The 16,841-nt window shown below is 69.9% G+C and carries 22 protein-coding genes; 4 read left to right on the top strand and 18 right to left on the bottom strand.

The window, feature by feature from the left end; translation table 11 throughout:
• Window positions 1-250 precede the first annotated feature (250 nt).
• From fliR to FB600_RS19235, 9 genes are all read right to left on the bottom strand, one after another.
• A complete protein-coding gene (fliR, locus tag FB600_RS19195) occupies window positions 251-1,030 on the bottom strand; it encodes a flagellar biosynthetic protein FliR (RefSeq protein ID WP_013696109.1) in 780 nt (259 codons plus the stop codon).
• 55 nt (window positions 1,031-1,085) lie between these two features.
• Window positions 1,086-1,358, bottom strand: a complete 273-nt coding sequence (gene fliQ, locus FB600_RS19200; RefSeq protein ID WP_013696110.1) for a flagellar biosynthesis protein FliQ — start codon at window positions 1,356-1,358, stop codon at window positions 1,086-1,088.
• A gap of 10 nt (window positions 1,359-1,368) precedes the next feature.
• A complete protein-coding gene (fliP, locus tag FB600_RS19205; RefSeq protein WP_096749982.1) occupies window positions 1,369-2,208 on the bottom strand; it encodes a flagellar type III secretion system pore protein FliP in 840 nt (279 codons plus the stop codon).
• A gap of 2 nt (window positions 2,209-2,210) precedes the next feature.
• The gene (gene fliO, locus FB600_RS19210; protein ID WP_145757276.1) at window positions 2,211-2,813 is read right to left on the bottom strand and encodes a flagellar biosynthetic protein FliO; all 603 of its coding nucleotides are present in this window, start codon (window positions 2,811-2,813) and stop codon (window positions 2,211-2,213) included.
• Window positions 2,810-3,247: a flagellar motor switch protein FliN gene (fliN, locus tag FB600_RS19215; RefSeq protein ID WP_025097291.1), complete on the bottom strand. Its 438-nt coding sequence runs from the start codon at window positions 3,245-3,247 to the stop codon at window positions 2,810-2,812. The genes fliO and fliN overlap by 4 nt, the downstream gene beginning before the upstream one ends.
• Window positions 3,240-4,238, bottom strand: a complete 999-nt coding sequence (gene fliM / locus FB600_RS19220) for a flagellar motor switch protein FliM (protein ID WP_096749980.1) — start codon at window positions 4,236-4,238, stop codon at window positions 3,240-3,242. Before fliM ends, fliN begins: the two co-directional genes overlap by 8 nt.
• A gap of 17 nt (window positions 4,239-4,255) precedes the next feature.
• The gene (gene fliL / locus FB600_RS19225) at window positions 4,256-4,750 is read right to left on the bottom strand and encodes a flagellar basal body-associated protein FliL (protein ID WP_017921530.1); all 495 of its coding nucleotides are present in this window, start codon (window positions 4,748-4,750) and stop codon (window positions 4,256-4,258) included.
• Window positions 4,751-5,074: 324 nt separating this feature from the next.
• Complete coding sequence (locus FB600_RS19230; RefSeq protein ID WP_036048732.1) at window positions 5,075-5,794, bottom strand: LrgB family protein; 720 nt, start codon at window positions 5,792-5,794, stop codon at window positions 5,075-5,077.
• A 10-nt stretch (window positions 5,795-5,804) separates the two neighbouring features.
• Complete coding sequence (locus FB600_RS19235; RefSeq protein ID WP_096750689.1) at window positions 5,805-6,320, bottom strand: CidA/LrgA family protein; 516 nt, start codon at window positions 6,318-6,320, stop codon at window positions 5,805-5,807.
• A 140-nt stretch (window positions 6,321-6,460) separates the two neighbouring features.
• Between FB600_RS19235 and FB600_RS19240 the strand changes: the two genes are divergently transcribed.
• A complete protein-coding gene (locus FB600_RS19240; RefSeq protein ID WP_036035194.1) occupies window positions 6,461-7,405 on the top strand; it encodes a LysR family transcriptional regulator in 945 nt (314 codons plus the stop codon).
• A gap of 167 nt (window positions 7,406-7,572) precedes the next feature.
• Here FB600_RS19240 and FB600_RS19245 read toward each other — a convergent pair whose 3' ends face one another.
• The gene (locus FB600_RS19245; protein ID WP_013696119.1) at window positions 7,573-8,034 is read right to left on the bottom strand and encodes a MarR family winged helix-turn-helix transcriptional regulator; all 462 of its coding nucleotides are present in this window, start codon (window positions 8,032-8,034) and stop codon (window positions 7,573-7,575) included.
• 160 nt (window positions 8,035-8,194) lie between these two features.
• Between FB600_RS19245 and FB600_RS19250 the strand changes: the two genes are divergently transcribed.
• The 3 genes from FB600_RS19250 (at window position 8,195) to FB600_RS19260 (ending at window position 10,627) form a co-directional block, all read left to right on the top strand.
• Window positions 8,195-8,446, top strand: a complete 252-nt coding sequence (locus tag FB600_RS19250; RefSeq protein WP_013696120.1) for a hypothetical protein — start codon at window positions 8,195-8,197, stop codon at window positions 8,444-8,446.
• A 211-nt stretch (window positions 8,447-8,657) separates the two neighbouring features.
• Entirely contained in the window at window positions 8,658-8,915 is a 258-nt protein-coding gene (locus FB600_RS19255; RefSeq protein ID WP_098153483.1) for a hypothetical protein, read from the top strand.
• Between the two features lie 176 nt (window positions 8,916-9,091).
• Window positions 9,092-10,627, top strand: coding sequence for an efflux transporter outer membrane subunit (locus FB600_RS19260; protein ID WP_047836154.1), 1,536 nt, complete (start codon window positions 9,092-9,094; stop codon window positions 10,625-10,627).
• 89 nt (window positions 10,628-10,716) lie between these two features.
• Here FB600_RS19260 and gspN read toward each other — a convergent pair whose 3' ends face one another.
• From gspN to gspG, 8 genes are read right to left on the bottom strand one after another with little or no spacing between them, the layout of a single operon-like run.
• Window positions 10,717-11,487 carry a type II secretion system protein N gene (gene gspN, locus FB600_RS19265; RefSeq protein WP_013696123.1) on the bottom strand — a complete coding sequence of 257 codons (771 nt, stop codon included), beginning with the start codon at window positions 11,485-11,487 and terminating at the stop codon, window positions 10,717-10,719.
• A gap of 46 nt (window positions 11,488-11,533) precedes the next feature.
• Entirely contained in the window at window positions 11,534-12,043 is a 510-nt protein-coding gene (gene gspM / locus FB600_RS19270) for a type II secretion system protein GspM (RefSeq protein ID WP_013696124.1), read from the bottom strand.
• Window positions 12,040-13,431: a type II secretion system protein GspL gene (gspL, locus tag FB600_RS19275; RefSeq protein WP_105821067.1), complete on the bottom strand. Its 1,392-nt coding sequence runs from the start codon at window positions 13,429-13,431 to the stop codon at window positions 12,040-12,042. The genes gspM and gspL overlap by 4 nt, the downstream gene beginning before the upstream one ends.
• Window positions 13,432-13,455: 24 nt before the next feature.
• Complete coding sequence (gspK, locus tag FB600_RS19280; protein ID WP_036048722.1) at window positions 13,456-14,613, bottom strand: type II secretion system minor pseudopilin GspK; 1,158 nt, start codon at window positions 14,611-14,613, stop codon at window positions 13,456-13,458.
• Window positions 14,610-15,305 carry a type II secretion system protein J gene (locus FB600_RS19285; RefSeq protein ID WP_036035215.1) on the bottom strand — a complete coding sequence of 232 codons (696 nt, stop codon included), beginning with the start codon at window positions 15,303-15,305 and terminating at the stop codon, window positions 14,610-14,612. Before FB600_RS19285 ends, gspK begins: the two co-directional genes overlap by 4 nt.
• Window positions 15,283-15,705 carry a type II secretion system minor pseudopilin GspI gene (gspI, locus tag FB600_RS19290; RefSeq protein WP_013696128.1) on the bottom strand — a complete coding sequence of 141 codons (423 nt, stop codon included), beginning with the start codon at window positions 15,703-15,705 and terminating at the stop codon, window positions 15,283-15,285. Before gspI ends, FB600_RS19285 begins: the two co-directional genes overlap by 23 nt.
• Window positions 15,706-15,707: 2 nt before the next feature.
• Entirely contained in the window at window positions 15,708-16,199 is a 492-nt protein-coding gene (locus tag FB600_RS19295; RefSeq protein ID WP_013696129.1) for a GspH/FimT family pseudopilin, read from the bottom strand.
• Window positions 16,200-16,256: 57 nt separating this feature from the next.
• Window positions 16,257-16,709 carry a type II secretion system major pseudopilin GspG gene (gene gspG, locus FB600_RS19300; protein WP_013696130.1) on the bottom strand — a complete coding sequence of 151 codons (453 nt, stop codon included), beginning with the start codon at window positions 16,707-16,709 and terminating at the stop codon, window positions 16,257-16,259.
• Window positions 16,710-16,841: the final 132 nt, after the last annotated feature.

Genomic DNA, 16,841 nt, shown 5'->3' on the forward strand with positions numbered 1-16,841 from the left:
TGGCGGGTCGCGAGGGGAACGGAGGACCACGGGACGCGCCCGGCTCCCGGGCCGCCGCCGCGCGAGGGCGCGGCGAGCCGGGCAGGGCCGGACGACTGTTCGGGGGCGCGAGGCCGGGACGGCGGCCGCCTCGCCTCACCGGCGCCGCGCCGGGCCCGGCGCGCCGAGGGCGAACCGGGGCGCGGGAACTGGCGAGACGGGGAACGGGACGGCCGGCAGGGATGCCGGTTCGCGCAACGCGAGCCGAATTTTAACGGAAGCCCGCCGCGACGCGGCCCATCATCTCGTAACCGTCGTCGAACAGGTGCGAGAAGAACGGCATCAGGTTGGGGATCATCAGCTGCACCAGCAGCAGCCCGACCAGCATCAGCACCGGGAAGCCGACCTGGAAGATGCCGATCTGCGGCGCGGCGCGGTTCAGGATGCCGAGCGCGAGGTTCGAGATCAGCAGCGCGGCCACCACCGGCAGCGCCAGCAAGAGGCCCATCGAGAACACGTTGATGCCGGCGCCGGCCACGATGCGCCAGCCGGCTGCGCGCAGCAGGTTCGAGGAGATCGGCACGATATCGAAGGACTGCACCAGGGCGGCGATCAGCTGCAGGTGGCCGTCGAAGGCGATGAAGGCCAGCATCGCGAAGGCGTTGAGCACGCGGCCCAGCATCGGCGTGTTGCCGCTGTGCGGATCGAAGAAGCTGGCGAAGCCGAGCCCCATCTGCAGGCCGATGTAGTCGCCGGCGGCCTCCACCACGGCGAACACGATCTGCATGGTGAAGCCGAGCGCGGCGCCGATCAGGAACTGGTTGACCAGGATCCAGATGCCCTCGGCCGAGAACACCGTGGCCTGCGGCAGCGGCCCGAGCGCGGGCGCCACCGCGATCGACACCAGGGCCGACACGCCGATCTTCACGCGCGCCGGCACCGAGGCATGGCCGATCAGCGGCGCGGTGGCCACCAGCGCGAGGATCCGCACGAAGGGCCAGAGGAACGCGGTCAGCCAGACGTTCAGTTGCGCGTAGGTGACGGTGAACATCGGCGCGTGGAAGGAGCGGGAATGGCCAAGGGAGCGGGCGGGGCGGCGGACGCGCTCAGCTGGTGCCGAGCGTGGCCACGTGCATCAGGATGTCGCGCATGTAGTCGAGCATGGTCGACAGCATCCAGGGGCCGGCGATCACCATCGTCACCACGATCGCGAGCAGCTTGGGGATGAACGACAGGGTCGACTCGTTGATCTGCGTGGCGGCCTGGAACAGGCTCACCACCAGGCCCACCACCAGCGCCACCAGCAGCAGCGGCGCGGCCAGCAGCAGGCCGATCATCATCGCCTGGTGGCCCAGCGTCATGACGGATTCGGGCGTCATCGCATCGTCCTCAGGTAAAGCTCTGCGCCAGCGAGCCGATCAGCAGCTGCCAGCCGTCCACCAGCACGAACAGCATCAGCTTGAAGGGCAGCGAGATGGTGGTCGGCGAGACCATCATCATCCCCATCGACATCAGCACGCTCGCCACCACCAGGTCGATGATCAGGAACGGGATGAAGATCGTGAAGCCGATCTGGAAGCCGGTCTTCAGCTCGCTGGTCAGGAAGGCCGGCACCAGCAGCGGCAGCGGCACGTCCTCGGGGCCCTGCATCGGCGGCGCCTTGGCGATGCGCGCGAACAGCGCGAGGTCGCTCTCGCGCGTCTGCTTGAGCATGAAGGTCTTGAAGGGCGCCAGGCCCCGCTGCACCGCCTGGTCCATCGGCAGGGTGCCGGCCGAGAACGGCTGGTAGCCGTCGGTGTAGGCGCGGTCCAGCACCGGCGACATCACGAACAGGGTGAGGAACAGCGCCAGGCCCACCAGCACCTGGTTGGGCGGGGTGGTGGTGGTGCCCAGCGCCTGGCGCAGCAGCGACAGCACGATGATGATGCGCGTGAAGCTGGTCATCATCAGCACGATGGCCGGCAGGAACGACAGCATCGTGAGCAGCAGCATGGTCTGCACGCTCAGCGAGTAGGTCGTGCCGCCGTTCGGGCCGGGGCTGGTATTGAAGGCGGGCAGGCCCTGCGCCTGCGCGTGCGCCAGCGAGGGCAGCGCGAGAGCGGCCAGCGGCAGCAGCGCGGCCAGCCAGGGCAGCACGCGGCGCAGGCCCGCCAGGGACGGGCGCGCGGCCGAGAAAGGGCGAAAGAAGGGGCGAAGCGCGGCGCGCGCGCTCGATCGATACGACATCATCTTCAGGAATCCTTGCGGGCGCGCCCACCCAGCCGCCTGGCGACTTCGCCGCCCAGCGCGCTGCGAAAACGCTCGCCGAACGTGCCGGACAAGGCGGCGTCCTGCTCGGGCGCGGTCGTCGCCGTCGTCGCCGGGCCGCCGGCCACCACGCCGGGCGTGCCGGCCGGCAGCGTATGCAGCAGCCGTACATTGCCGGGCGCGACGCCCAGCACCAGCCAGGTGTCGCCGACCTCGACCACCGTCGCGCTCTCCTTGCCGCCCACCGCGACGCTGGCCACCACCTTCAGGGTCCCGCCGCGCCGGGCGGGCTGGAAGCCGAGCCGCCGCGCGAGCCAGGCGCAGGCGAACACCAGGCCGATCACCACCGCGAGGCCGAGGATGGTCTGCAGCACCGCGCCGGCGCCCAGCGAGGGCACGGCCGAGCCGACCACGCTGCCCGAGGCATAGGAGGCGGGATGGTTGACGGCGTTCATGTCGGCCGCGCGCGCCAGGGCCGGCGCCAGCAGCGCCGCACCGGCGAGCGTGGCGGCTGTTCCCGCCAGGCGCGCGGCGACGGGCGAGCCGGCCCGCCGCGCGGGCAGGGCGCGAACGGCGGAACGCTTCATCGATTCAGCTTCCGGATCCGTTCGGAGGGCGTGATGATGTCGGTCAGGCGGATCCCGAACTTGTCGTTCACCACCACCACTTCGCCCTGCGCGATCAGGCAGCCGTTGACCAGCACGTCCATCGGCTCGCCGGCCAGGCCGTCGAGCTCGACCACCGAGCCCTGCGCGAGCTGCAGCAGGTTGCGGATCGCGATCTTGGTGCGGCCCAGTTCGACGGTCATCTTGACGGGGATGTCGAGAATCATGTCGATGTCGTTGTGCGTCGAGTTCGAGGCCGCCTTCGACAGCGGCTGGAACACGCCGGCACCGGTCGCGCCGGAGGCGATCGGCTGCTCGTTCTGCTCGGCGAGCGCGGCAGCCCAGTCGTCCATGGCTTCGTCCGCCGCGTCGGCGCCCGCTTGCTTGCCGTCGGGCGTCGGGTTCAGCTCAGTCATATCCACCTTCCTTCGTCGTATCGCTCGCGCCGATCATGCGGTTCACGCGCAGCGCGTATTGCCCATTGAAAATCCCGTAGCCGCATTCCATCACCGGCACGCCGTCCACCTTGGCGGTCACCGCGTCGCCGATGTCGAGCGGCAGCACGTCGCCCACCCGCAGGTTGAGGATCCGCTCGAAGGTGGTCGGCACCTCGGCCAGGTCGGCCGTCAGCTCGACCTCGGCGGCCTGCACCTGCTGCGACAGCACGCGCACCCAGCGGCGGTCGACCTCGAGCGCCTCGCCCTGGATCGGCGAGCTCAGCACGTCGCGGATCGGCTCGATCATCGAGTAGGGCATGCAGATGTGCAGGGTGCCGCCGGTCGGGCCGAACTCGATCGAGAACTGCGTGACGATCACGATCTCGTTGGGCGTGGCGACGTTGGCGAACTGGGTGTGCATCTCCGAGCGCACGTGTTCGAACTGCAGCGGCCGCACGCTCTTCCAGGCCACCGTGTAATGCTCGAACACCATGTGCAGCAGCTTGCTGATGATGCGCATCTCGGTCTGCGTGAAATCGCGGCCCTCGACGCGGGTATGGAAGCGCCCGTCGCCGCCGAACAGGTTGTCGACCACGAAGAACACCAGGTTCGGGTCGAACACGAACAGCGAGGTGCCGCGCAGCGGCTTGACGTGCACCAGGTTCAGGTTGGTCGGGATCGGCAGGTTGCGGGTGAACTCGCTGTACTTCTGCACCTTCACCTGGCTGACCGAGATCTCGGCGGTGCGGCGCATGAAGTTGAAGATGCCGACGCGCAGCAGGCGCGCGAAGCGATCGTTGATGATCTCCATGCCGGGCATCCGGCCGCGGACGATCCGTTCCTGCGTCGCGAGGTTGTAGGGGCGGACACTCGAGGTATCGACCGGTTCGTCGGTCGAATCGATCTCGCCGGTGACGCCCTTGAGGAGGGCATCGACCTCCTCCTGCGACATGAATTCTTCGTGGCCCATGGCGCTCCCTTGGCGGCTTACTGGACGACGAAATCGGTGAACAGCACCGCGTCGACGCGGGCGCTGCGATTGCCCGGCTGCGTCGGCTGCTCGATCAGGGTGCGCAGCTCGTCGGCGAGCTGGCGCTTGCCGTCGAGCGTGGCGAGATCCTCCGGATGCTTGTTCGACAGCGCCAGCAGGATGCGGCTGCGGATCTCCGGCATGTGCTGGGTCAGGTAGTCCTGGGCGGTCGGATCGGTGAGCTTCAGGGTCAGGCCGATGCGCAGGTAGTGCAGGCCGTCGTCGGACTGCAGGTTCACCGTCATCGACTCGAGCGGGAAGAACACCGGGGTGGCCAGCGACTGCGGTGCGGCATGCGCGGCGGCCGGGCCTTCGTGCCTGAGCAGGAAGTACCAGGCGGCGGCGCCGCCCGCGGCGGCGATGACCAGGCCGATCAGCGCGAACAGCACGATGCGCTTGAATTTGCCGGTGGGCGGGCGTTCGGGTGAAGCGGAGGCGGTCGTGGTGGCCATGAGCTTGCTTACGTGATGACTCGTAGCCTGATTGTCAGCGGACCGACTATTGCGCGATGGGGAGAACAGAGGGGGGATTTGCGTCCATCTCGCTGGTTTGTCGAATCGGGGAACGCCCGCGGCGCGCGGCAAGGGCGGCGGCGACCGGGAGGCCGGGAGCGAGCCCCAGGCAGGCCCGGCGGGGCTCGCGGCGGTGGCGAGGGCCGCCGCCGGGCGCACGCGATTACGCAGTCGCGGCGCCGAAGTGATGATTGTCTCCCGCCGATGTGGAATGGGCGTGACAGGTGCCAGCCCGTCGACCGGCGCCGACGAGGCGATCGCTCCCTAGACGGGCAGGTGCGCCAGCAGGGGCGCGAGCAGCACCATCGCCACGCCGGCGATCATCATCGTCAGGCTCGACACCACGCCTTCCTCGCCGCCGATCTCGCGCGCCTTGGCGGTGCCGACCGCATGCGCGGCCGCGCCGAACAGCGCGCCGCGCGCCAGCCGCGAGCGCAGCGGCAGCACCGCCAGCATCAGCTCGCCGAGCAGCATGCCGCACAGGCCGGTGGCGATCACGAACAGCGCGGTGAGGTCGCGCGGCGCATGCAGGCGGTCCGAGACGGCCAGCGCGAAGGGCGTCGAGATCGAGCGCACCGCGAGGCTGCGCTGCAGCTCGGGCGACAGGTGCAGCAGCCTGGCCAGCAGCAGCGAGCCGCCCACGGCGGCCACGATGCCGACCGTCACGCCCACCGACAGCGACAGCCAGTGGCGGCGGATCAGGTGCCGGTATTCGTGGATCGGCACCGCGAAGGCGATGGTGGCCGGGCCCAGCAGCCACATCAGCCAGCGCGTGTCATGGAAGTAGACGGCATAGGGGATGCCGCTCAGCGCGATGGCCGCCACCAGCAGCGCCGGCACCATCACCAGCGGCGAGAACAGCAGGCTGGGGCGCTTCGCGTAGAGGCGTTTCGCCGCCAGGTAAAGGGCAATGGTGGCGGCCAGGCAGAGCGCGGACAGCGCGCCGCTGGCCGCGGGCGAAAGCTGGGCGAGGTCGAGGTTCATGGCGCTGTCCTCAGGCCCGGCCGCGGATCGGGATGATCGGCTTGCGCTCTCGCGAGCCGCCGCGCATGGCACGCGAAAGCGCCAGGCGCCGCTCGAAGCGGGCCGCCCGCTCGACCGCCAGCGCCACCGCGCCCATCACCAGCATCGTGCCGAGCACCACCACCAGGGCCAGCCGCCAGCCCTCGGCGCGAAACAGTCCGCCGTACTGGACCGCGGCGACCGTGGCCGGGATGAAGAACAGCAGCATGTCGGTGAGCAGCCAGTTCGCGCCGTCCCTCACCGCGGCCGGGCGGACCCGGCCCGTCATCAGCAGGACCAGCAGCACGGCGAGCCCGACGATGCCGGCCGGCACCGGCAGCCGGCAGATGCGCACCAGTTGATCGGCGAGCGCCCACAAGGCCGCCAGCGCGGCCGCCTGCAACACCACGCGCGCGGCACGCGCCAGCGCCGGCGGCAGGCCCGCCGCCACGGGCTGCGCGGTGTCGGGGGAGGGGGTGGAAGGCGGGGCCAACGGGAGCTCGGACATGATGCGCGGCACGACTTGATCGACAGGACGAGCCGAGTATAGGATCGGCCTTGTCATAAATAAAATGACTTGTTTCCATCGAAACCATTCCCGATCGGAATTCATCATCCCGGGAATCCCTGGCTCATATCGGAGGCCGCATGGAGCTGCGCGCGCTGCGTTATTTCGTCGAGGTGGTCCGCCAGCAGAGCTTCACGGCGGCCGCCGAGCAGATGTTCGTGACCCAGCCGACCATCAGCAAGATGGTCAAGGCGCTCGAGGACGAGATCGGCACGCCGCTGCTGCTGCGCGACAGCCGCCAGATGGTGCTGACCGACGCGGGCCGGATCGTGTTCCAGCGCGGCCAGGACGTGCTGGCCGCGCAGGCCCAGCTGCAGGCCGAGCTCGACGACCTGGCCGAGCTCGGGCGCGGCGAGCTCACGATCGGCATCCCGCCGCTGGGCGGCGCCGCCTTCACGCCGGCCATCGCCGCGTTCCGGCAGCGCTACCCGAACATCGAGCTGAAGCTGTTCGAGCAGGGCGCGCGGATGATCGAGGCCGCGCTCGCCTCGGGCGAGCTGGAGCTGGGCGGGGTGCTGGAGCCGGTCGATCCGGCCGTGTTCGAGGTGCTGCGGATGGTGCGCGCGCCGCTCTGGCTGGTGGCGCGGCGCGGCTCGCGCTGGGACCAGGAGGACACGGTGCCGCTCGCCGACCTGGCCGAGGAACCCTTCGTGTTCTACGCCGAGGCGCTGGCGCTGCACCAGGCCGTGCTCGACGCCTGCGCGCAGGCCGGCTTCACGCCCTCGATCGTGAGCCGCAGCGGCCACTGGGACTTCATGGCCGCGCTGGTCCATGCCGGAGTGGGCATCGCGCTGCTGCCGGCGCCGTATTGCCGCCGGCTCGATCCGGCGCGCTTCAGTTGCCGGCCGATCGTCGAGCCCGAGATCGACTGGTCGATCGCGGCGGCCTGGAAGCGGCGCGGCTACCTCTCGCATGCGGCACGGGCCTGGCTGGAGGTGGCGCGTGAGGTAGGCCCGGTCGATACCGACGACGACCTGGCCTTCGACAGCCTGCGCGCCTGGCCGAGCGAGAGCGGGTCGCGCTGAGGGGAGATACCGATCGGTATCGCGTCGATGCCGGGTCGATTGCTGCCGCGACAGGCATATCGAGGGTTTGCGCGAATCCGATCCGCCGGGTGCCGAAACGGAAATGCCCCCTTTCAGGGGGCGCGGGAAGGCGTGAAGTACCGGGCGATGCGCGCGACGTTCGCGTCTCAGGTGCCGGCGGGCAGCGGCGCGTTGGCGATGAAGCGCTGCAGCAGCGCCGTCATGGTCTGCAGCTCGTCGGCCGAGAAACCGGCCAACTGCGCATTGAGTTCGCCCGCCATCAACCCCGGCAGCGCGTCGGCCGCCGCGCGGCCCGGCCCGGTCAGCCCGAGCTCGATCACGCGCCGATCCGAGGCGCTGCGGCGCCGCTCCAGCAGGCCTTTCTTCTCCAGCCGGTCGAGCATGCGCGTCATCGATCCGCTGTCGTAGGACAGCCGCCTCGACAGCTCCAGCGGCGTGCCGGCCTCGCCGCGCGCCAGCAGCAGCATCACGCCGATCTGCTGCGCGGTCAGCCCGAGCGGGGCCAGCGCCTGGTCCATGCGCTCGACGAAGGCCTGCCGCGCCCGCGACAGGTAGTGGCCGACGCTGGTCTCGAGCTCGATGTTGGCGGGGTCGTAGAGGGGAGCCATCGCGCGGAAGGGAAATCTGTTGTTTCCAGGGGAAAACCGCGCCCAGTATCTTGAAAATTGCTTGCTTGGTCAATATTATTTCAGGCAACCAATCCCGATTCAGACATCCGCGAGCACCATGCCCACCCTTGCCTGATCCGCTACCCCGAGGAAGTTCGTCATGCCGTACCTGATCCAGATCGCCGGCGCCCTGCGCCGCTACGCCCGTCCCCTCTTGGCCCGCTCCCCGCGCGGCTGGAAGCTTGCGTTGATGGTGGCGATGCTGGTTCTGCCGGGCGGCTCGCTGGCGGCACTCGGTTTCGCCTGGATCGACCAGCGGCGCCAGCGCGCCAAGGATGCCGCCGCCACCTCCGACGAGCCGTCCTCGTGGCGGCTCGCGCTACGTCTGCACCCGCCGCATTGCACGCATTGAGGCTGCCGGCCCGCGACGGCGCCGAGCTTCCCTCATCATCCTCATCCGCTTCAGGCGTCCATTCGTGATGCCGAATCTTCCCGCCTGCTTCCAGGCCGGTTCCCCGTCGTTCCTGATCCAGATCGTTTTTCGGGATGTGAGAGACGCATAGAGTTGTCTGTCCTCGAATCCCGGCAACCGCAATGAAGTATCACGGCCGGATCATCACCCAGTGAAAGCCCTCCACCAACTGCTCCTGGCGCTCGTCTTGACGATCCCGATCTACCTCGGCCTGGCGAATTCGCCGCTGGACGACCGGTTCCAGAGCGGCGCCGGCTGGCGCGCCTTCGAACCGCTGTTCGATGCCATGGCAAGGCTCGGTATCCACGGGGAAGGCGGCATCCTGATCGGCGCCATGCTGATCGCCGGCCTTGCGATTGCGGCGATGCTGGTTCGGCTCGCCAGCTTTCGGCGCCGTAATCGCCGGTAACCAGCCACCCCGCGCCGGTAACACATCGGCTCGCCGCCAGGTCTTAACCTTACGGCTGATCCGATCGTGTTTCCCGCGTTCGTCAGTTACCATTTCGGCCAGGCCGCGCGCAGCCGCGCCGTCGGCCGCATCGTTCGTCGCCCCGCATGCGGGCGTGCCCAGACAGGAATCCAGTCATGCAGCCAGTTCTTCCCTTGCGTGCGCATCATGCGCTGCGCGTCGCGGTGGCAGCGGCCGTCGCGGTGCTCGTCGCCGGATGCGCGGTCGGTCCCGACTACCATCGTCCCGAGGTATCGGTGCCGGCCTCCTACAAGGAAGCGCCGGAAGGCTGGAAGGTCGCGCAGCCCGACGATCGCAGCGATCGCGGCCCCTGGTGGGGCATCTACCAGGATCCGCAGCTCGACGACCTGATGAGCAAGCTGAACACGGCGAACCAGACGGTCGCGCAGTTCGCGGCGGCCTATCGCCAGGCCCGCGCGCTGGTGGCCGAGGCGCGCGCCGCGTACTTCCCGACCGTCGGCGTGAGCGCCGGCGGCACGCGCTCGGGCAGCCCGGGCGGCACCGTCCAGGGCTTCAAGACCGGCCGCACCAACAGCACTTCCTACAACGCCGGGCTCGACGCCTCCTGGGAACTCGACCTGTGGGGCAAGGTGAGCCGCAGCGTCAGCTCGCAGAAGGCCGGCGAGCAGGCCGCCGCGGCCGATCTCGCCAATGCGCGCCTGTCCGCCCAGGGCACCCTGGCGCAAACCTACTTCCAGCTGCGCGAGACCGACGCCGCGCAGAAGCTGCTCGACGACACGGTGGCCTCGTTCCAGCGCTCGCTGACGCTGACCCAGAACCAGTACGCGCAGGGCGTGGCCGCGCGCTCGGACGTGATCCAGGCGCAGACGCAGCTGCAATCGGCGCAGGCCTCGGCGATCAACAACGGCATCGCGCGCGCGCAGTACGAGCACGCGATCGCCACCCTGATCGGCGTGCCGGCCTCGAGCTTCTCGCTGGCGCCGATGCCGCTCACCGCCGAGCCGCCGCGCACGCCGGCCGTGGTGCCCTCGGCGATCCTCGAGCGGCGCCCCGACGTGGCCGCCGCCGAGCGCCGCGCGGCCGCCGCCAACGAGCAGATCGGCGTGGCGATCGCCGCCTTCTTCCCGACCCTCACGCTGTCGGCCAGCGGCGGCGTGCAGAGCTCGGCCTGGTCGCAACTGTTCTCGCTGCCCTCGCGGGTCTGGACCGTCGGCCCGCAACTGGCGGCCACGCTGTTCGATGCCGGGCTGCGCTCGGCGCAGACCGAAGCCGCGCGCGCGACCTACGACCAGAACGTGGCCGAGTACCGCGCGGCCGTGCTCAGCGCGTTCCAGGACGTGGAGGACAACCTCGCCTCGCTGCGCATCCTCGAGCAGGAAATCGTGGTGCAGCGGCAGGCTGTCGATTCGGCCCAGCGCGCGCTCGACATCGTCACCAACCAGTACAAGGCCGGCACCGTCGACTACGTGAGCGTGCTGACCGCGCAGACCACCGCCTTCAACGCCGAGCAGCAACTGGTGGTGCTGAACGGCAATCGCATGGTGTCGTCGGTGAACCTGGTGAAGGCGCTGGGCGGCGGCTGGGACGTCTCGCAGATGGACCGCGAGACAGGCTCGGTGGAAGCGCCCGTCGCGGCCTCCTCGCCGTCGGCCGCCTCGGCGGCCGCGGGCACGCCGCTCGCGCAGCGCTGAGGCAAGGACCGGCGGCAACACGAAAAAAAGCGCCGACGGCATCACACCGTCGGCGCTTTTGCATTCGGGGCGATCCCGTCGATCGACGGTCAGAAGGTCAGCGACACCGTGCCCGGGCCGATCGGATGGCCGAGCAGGTTCAGGAGGCCCGCCAGGTTCTCGCGTTGCGCGTCGTCGGCGCGCGCGGTGCCGGTGAACGACGAAGCATGGCCGGCGAAGGTGCCGTGCCCCTCCAGGAACAGCGGCCCCTTCAGCGTCGACAGGTCGAGCGTCGAGTTCGCGCCCTGCGCCTGCCAGACCGCGCGATAGGAGCCGAGCGGCTTGACGATCGAGATCCGCGAGCTGACGTCGTTGATGGTCACGGTGAGCTGGCCGAACACGTCCTGGCCGAACAGCCGCCAGTCGCTCCAGCCGATCCGCACGTCGCCTTGCAGGTCGAGCGTGTTGAACGGCGTGCCGAGCCCCACCAGCAGCGAGGCCGGCACGGCCATCGCGCCCGCCGAGACGGTGGCGCCGCGCAGGCTGGCGTTGATGGTGATCGCGTCCGGCATGGCCTGGGTCTGGCGCATCCGCATCTGCACGCGGCCGGTGAACAGCGGCCAGAACGCGGTACGCCATTCGATGCGGCCCGGCAGCAGGGTGGAGGCGCTGCGGTCGCTGCCCGGCGCCAGCAGCAGGGTGGCCGAGCCGTGCCAGAGCGAGCCGTCGGGATCGACCAGGTTGACGTGGCCGCCGGTGGCGCGCGAGAACTGCGGCGTGACCCAGGCGGCCGGCAGCAGCGCGACGATCACCACCAGGCTCGCCAGCGCGCCGACCACCAGCCACGGCAGCGCCGCGCGAATTCTCATCCAGACCGTCATCGGCGTGCGGCCTCCGCCGTGACGGCAGCCATCTTCATGCTGAAGCTCATTTGTTGTTCGCGCTCGAGGGTTGCATGACCACGGTCAGGTCGACCTGACCGTCTTCCTTCAGCGCGGTGGCGTGCGCCTCGGCCACCTGCACCTTGAACTGCTTGCGCACGTCGTCCACCCATTGCGTCCAGGCCGGGAAGGCGGCGTTCTTGAGTTGGATCTGCACGCCGTTGCCGACCACCTGCACCTGCGCGGCCGCGAAGCCGTGATCGGACAGCGAGCTGGTCAGCGCGTCGCGCAGCGCGATGCCGGTGGGCGCCACGCCCTGCGCGGCGGCGGCCAGCGAGCGCGCCTCGTTGGCCTGCTCGGTCATCTGCGCGAGCTGCAGGCGCATGCCCGGCAGCGCGGTGGCGATCTTCTCGCTGTTCTCGGCGGCCGGCGACCACAGCACCGAATACAGCACCACCGCCACCAGCAGGGCGCCGCCCCAGCCCAGCAGCAGCTTCTCGCGCGAATTGCGCTCGTCCCAGAACTGGGTGAGGGTTTCGGTCAGTTCCGCCTTCATGATCCGCTCCGGATGGTCCATTTGCCCGTGCTGCTGTCGATCTCGCCCGACAGGCCGTTACGCGCCAGGCGCGCGCCGAAGTCGGGATCGACCTTGATGGCGGGCTTGAAGCCGACGTCGAGCCGGCGGTCGTGATAGTCGAGCGAGGCGATGCCGTTGGCCGGCAGCGGCCCGAGCGAGCGTGCCACGCCGCTGGCCAGCGCGAGGAAGTCGTTGGGCGAGAGCTCGCCGGCGGCCACCCGCAGCTGGTCGATCTGGCGCGTCATCTGGGCGGGCGGATCGAGCACCGTGGTGGTCTTGGGGAAGGCCGTCAGCAGCGTCTCGGTGATCTGCGCCGAAATCGCGTCGCGCTCGCGCGCCAGGCGCCACCAGTGGATGTTGATGCCGACCACCGCCACCAGCAGGGTGATCACCGCCAGCGCGGCCGGCAGCTTCAGGCGCGTGAGCGTGGCACGGTCGAAGCGCCAGGGCACGATCTCGAAATCGAACTGGCAGAGGTTGAAGCGCGTCTCGAGCGCGCGGCGGGCGAAGGTGTCGAAGGGCAGCGGCGTGGTACCGGGAATCGCGTCGGGATCGGCGGGCGGCGTGATCGAGGCGAGTTGCGGCTCGGCACCGGGCGCGCCGAGCTGGTACAGCTCGAACGGGCCGCCCGCGGTCAGCGCGGCCAGCGTCGAGCCGGCCGAGGCGGCCGGCGCGGTGAGGCCCTCGCCGAGCGCGCCGCGGGCGATCGCCAGTTCCACGCGCGGCGCGGTCGCGATCGACAGCGCCTCGTCCACCGGCATCGACTCGATGCGCGCCATGATGGCGGCGACGATCGGCGCGCGCGGCGCCTCGCCATCGCTCACTTCCGGCGTGTCCTCGGGCGAGATCACGGCGGCCTCGCTGAGGCCCGCGCCGTCCTCGCCGGCCAGCGCCGCCTCGGCGGCGGGCGCGAGCGTGGCGCCGGCCGGCTGCGGCAGGCAGCGCATCGCCGGCACCGCGCGGATCGCGCGATGGCCGGCGGTGGTGAAGGCCTCGATGGCGAAGCGGAACCACTCGCGATCGATCACCGCCAGCACGCGCCGGCCGTCGGGCAGCGCGACCGGGTCGACGGCGATATGGCAGGCCTGCGCGTCCTGGATCACGTAATCCTCGACGATGTTCGGCAGCGCCTGGCGCAGCTTCGGCCCCTTCACGGCGGGCACCGCGGCGGCCAGCAGCAGCAGGTCGCGCGCGGCCACCACCAGCACCGTGGAGGCGGCTTGCGGCAGGGTGGCCAGCGAGCTGCGTCCGGCGCGCTGGGTGTGGCCGCTCTTGTCGACGAGCGCGAACGACAGCTCGGGCCATTGCCACTCGGCCAGCGGCACGGCCGGTTCGCGCGGCGGCAAAACAACAATCAACGTGCTCAAGAGCTCCTCTCCCGGATGGCGTTGTTATAGCTGATCGGAAACCCGGACCACGCGCGTGGTGTGCGTGGTGGGGTCACGATACACGAGCGAGGTGCGGTCGATTTCCGCGCGCCCGTGCTCAATATGACCGTGAACGATGAAATAACTGGACGTCACGTCGATCTGGGTCGGGTCCAGCAGCGTGTTCGGCACGCCGGTGGCCTGCAGCGCGAGCTGCGCATCGCCGACGTTGCGGAAGAACACGTTCTCGCGGCGCGCCACCAGCGTCTGCGCGGAGGACACCGAGAGCCCCGGCAGCAGCGCGGCGATCACCTCGGCGCGCGCGGTATTGAGGTTGACCGGCGTGGTGGACGGCAGCACCGTCACGAAGGGCCGCAGCTTCTCGACGATCTCGGGCGTCACGCCGTTGACGTCGAGCAGCGAGTCGACGCTGGTCGGGATCAGCGGCGAGGCGCCCGCGCCGGCGTCGGTGCTGTCGCCGTTGTCGAAGCCCGGGTCGGGATTGCCGGAGTTCAGCGTGCTGTCGCCCTGCGGCGCGACCACCGGCGCGTTGCCGGTGCCGGGCGGGTTGGCGTTCTGGAAGCGCGTCGCCGAATAGCGCAGGCCGGCGCGGATCTGTTTGGCGACGCGCACCGCCAGGGTCGAGTCGATCGACAGCGACACCAGCAGGCGCTTGAAGACGGCGACCGAGGAGGCATTGATCTGCAGCACGCCCGGCGCCGGCGAGGACACCAGGTTGCGCAGGTTGAAGCGCGATTGGGCATCCTCGATATCGCCGGACAGGTAGGTGTCGTCGTCGCCCGAGACATCGGTCACGCCGATCTTGCCGAGGAAGTCGGACAGCCTGGTCTTGGCGATCGGCACCGCCCAGATGCCGCCGAGATAAGTCACGCCGGGGGCCGTGTCGCCCTCGGAGCGCAGGATCATGCGGGTCCAGTCGAGCGCGCCGCGCGCCACCCATTGCGCCTGCATCAGGAGGCGCTGGTTCTCGATGCGGCGGATCTGCACCTCCTGGCGCCACAGCATGCCCGACACCAGGATCGCGGTGAGTGCCACCACCAGCAGCGCGCTGATGATCGCCACGCCGCGCGAATGCGCGCGCGAGGCCGGCGCCCGCGCGACGCGGCGCCGGCGGACGCGAGACAGGCAAGGGGAGACGGAAAAGGGCGCGCGCATCGTCATTCTCCGACCAGGAACACGCGCTTGATCGGCACGCGCAGCGAGGTCGCGCCGATGCCGACCTCGAGCCCCGTGACCGAGCGCTCGGGCGGCCCGTTGCCGACGATCGGCTGCTTGAGCGCGTCGTTGTTCTTGGCGAGCGCGTCGTCGGCAGTCGGCATGTTGATGGTCCAGCCGACTTTGGGCACGTAGACGCGCGCGGTAATCGCGCCCACGCCGCGCATCAGCGGCACCGAGCTCCAGCCGTCCACGCCGCCGTCGGCCAGCATGCTGCGCAGCACGCGCGCGTCGGAGATCGGCGGCGAGGCGTAACGCACCACGCGCCCGGAGCTGATCAGGTAACGCACGATCTGGATGCGCGGCGCGCCGCCCGGCGTATCGAAGCGACGCACGATCTGCAGCGTGTTGCCGACCACGCGCACCGGCGGCTGGCCGGCCTCGTCGTCGCTGACGGCGCGGCGCGCGTCGATGCGCATCTGGTCGAACATCTGCGCGAAGGTGCGCTCGTCCTCCATCACCGCCTCGACGTGATTGCGCCCGCGGATCACCTGGTCGAGCCCGCGCCAGGACAGCAGCGCGAGCACGGCCAGGATGGTGATCGCGATCAGCATCTCGATCAGCGTGAAGCCGCGCGAATCGCGTGACGCGCGCGGGCCGCCCGGGCGGCGGCGCTCAGAGCGAGCGATTGGTTTCATTGGCGACCACCGTGACCATCTGCGCGAGCACGCTGGCCTCGCCTGTCTTGCGTACCGAGATCTCGACGCGACGGAACACCGGGTTCGGCGTGGTTTTCACCTTCTGCGTGCAGGTCAGCGCGAGGTTGCCCTGCGAGCAGTCGAACTCCTCCTCGCCGACCTCGGGCCAGGCGTGCGCGAGGCGCAGCTGGCCGAGCGCGTTGTCGGCGCTCCAGCTCGCCAGCAGGCGATCGTTGAGCGCGCCGGAATTGCTGGCCAGCGTGCCGACCGCGCGGATCGAGGCGGCCAGCGCGACCGCGATGATCGCCAGCGCGACCAGCACCTCGATCATGGTGAAGCCGCGCGCGCGGCGCCGCGGCGAAGGCGGGGCCCCGCGCGAAGGACGGAACGGGGTGGACATGGTCAGCGCACCTCGTAGCGGCCGTTGCCGGTGCCGACGATCGTCGCGCTGCCGACCGCGGAATAGAGCGTGATGCGCACCGGGGTGTCGACCGGCTCGGTGCCGAACACGATGCGATGCACTTCGGTGTCGGAGCCGGGATAGTCGATGGTCGCGCCGGTCACGCCGCCGTCCCAGTTGCGCGGCCGGAACAGGTCGTCGCGCAGCGGGCGCCAGCCGTCCTCGCCGCGCACGTCGAAGCGGAAGCCGTTGTCGGTGGGCTGCCAGGCGATCGGCCGCGCGCGCACCTGCGCCTCGTCGCCGGCGCTCTCGAGCAGCAGCGCGACGCGCTGGGCTTCCTCGCGCAGGTCGGTGCGCGGATTGCGATGCATGGTCAGCGTGGCCGCCGACACGAGGATCCCCGCGATCACGAGCACGACGAGCATCTCGAGCAACGTGAAGCCGCGCATCCGCCGGGGCGGGAAACGCAGCGAGGTCGTGCCGGTGGTTCGCATGTCAAACGAAACTGACCAAGAGGGAAGGGACGGGCGGTGCGATCCGATGCGCCGGGCTTACTGCCAGGAACCGATGTCGGCGTCGTTGTTCTCGCCGCCTTCCTTGGCGTCGGCGCCGTAGCTGAACACGTCGATCTCGCCGTGCACGCCCGGGTTCAGGTACTTGTACGGGTTGCCCCAGGGATCGTTGGGCAGGCGCTCGAGGTAGCCGCCGTCCTTCCAGTTGTTCGGCACCGGATCGGTGGTGGGCTTGGCGATCAGCGATTGCAGGCCCTGCTCCTGGGTCGGATAGCGGCCGTTGTCGAGGCGGTAGAGCTTGAGCGCCTGCATGATGGTGCCGATATCCTGCTTGGCGGCCACGCGCCGTGCCTCGTCCGGGCGGCTCATGATCTTCGGCACGATCAGCGCGGCCAGGATGCCGAGGATCGCGATCACGACCATGATTTCGATCAGCGTGAAGCCGCGTTGGCGACGGCCTGCCGGCGAGCGGCGATTGATCCACGTTTGCATGAGTGAAACCTCTCTTTCAAAAACAGTAGTCAACATTGAATGGCGCCCGCGGGGCACGTCGCCCGCGCAGCGAAGCCGCATTGTAAGGCGGCCTCCGCTGCGGGCTTTCACTCAACGCAAATTTCATATTCA

The sequence above is a fragment of the Burkholderia sp. SJZ089 genome (assembly GCF_007828315.1).
Classification (GTDB): domain Bacteria; phylum Pseudomonadota; class Gammaproteobacteria; order Burkholderiales; family Burkholderiaceae; genus Burkholderia; species Burkholderia gladioli.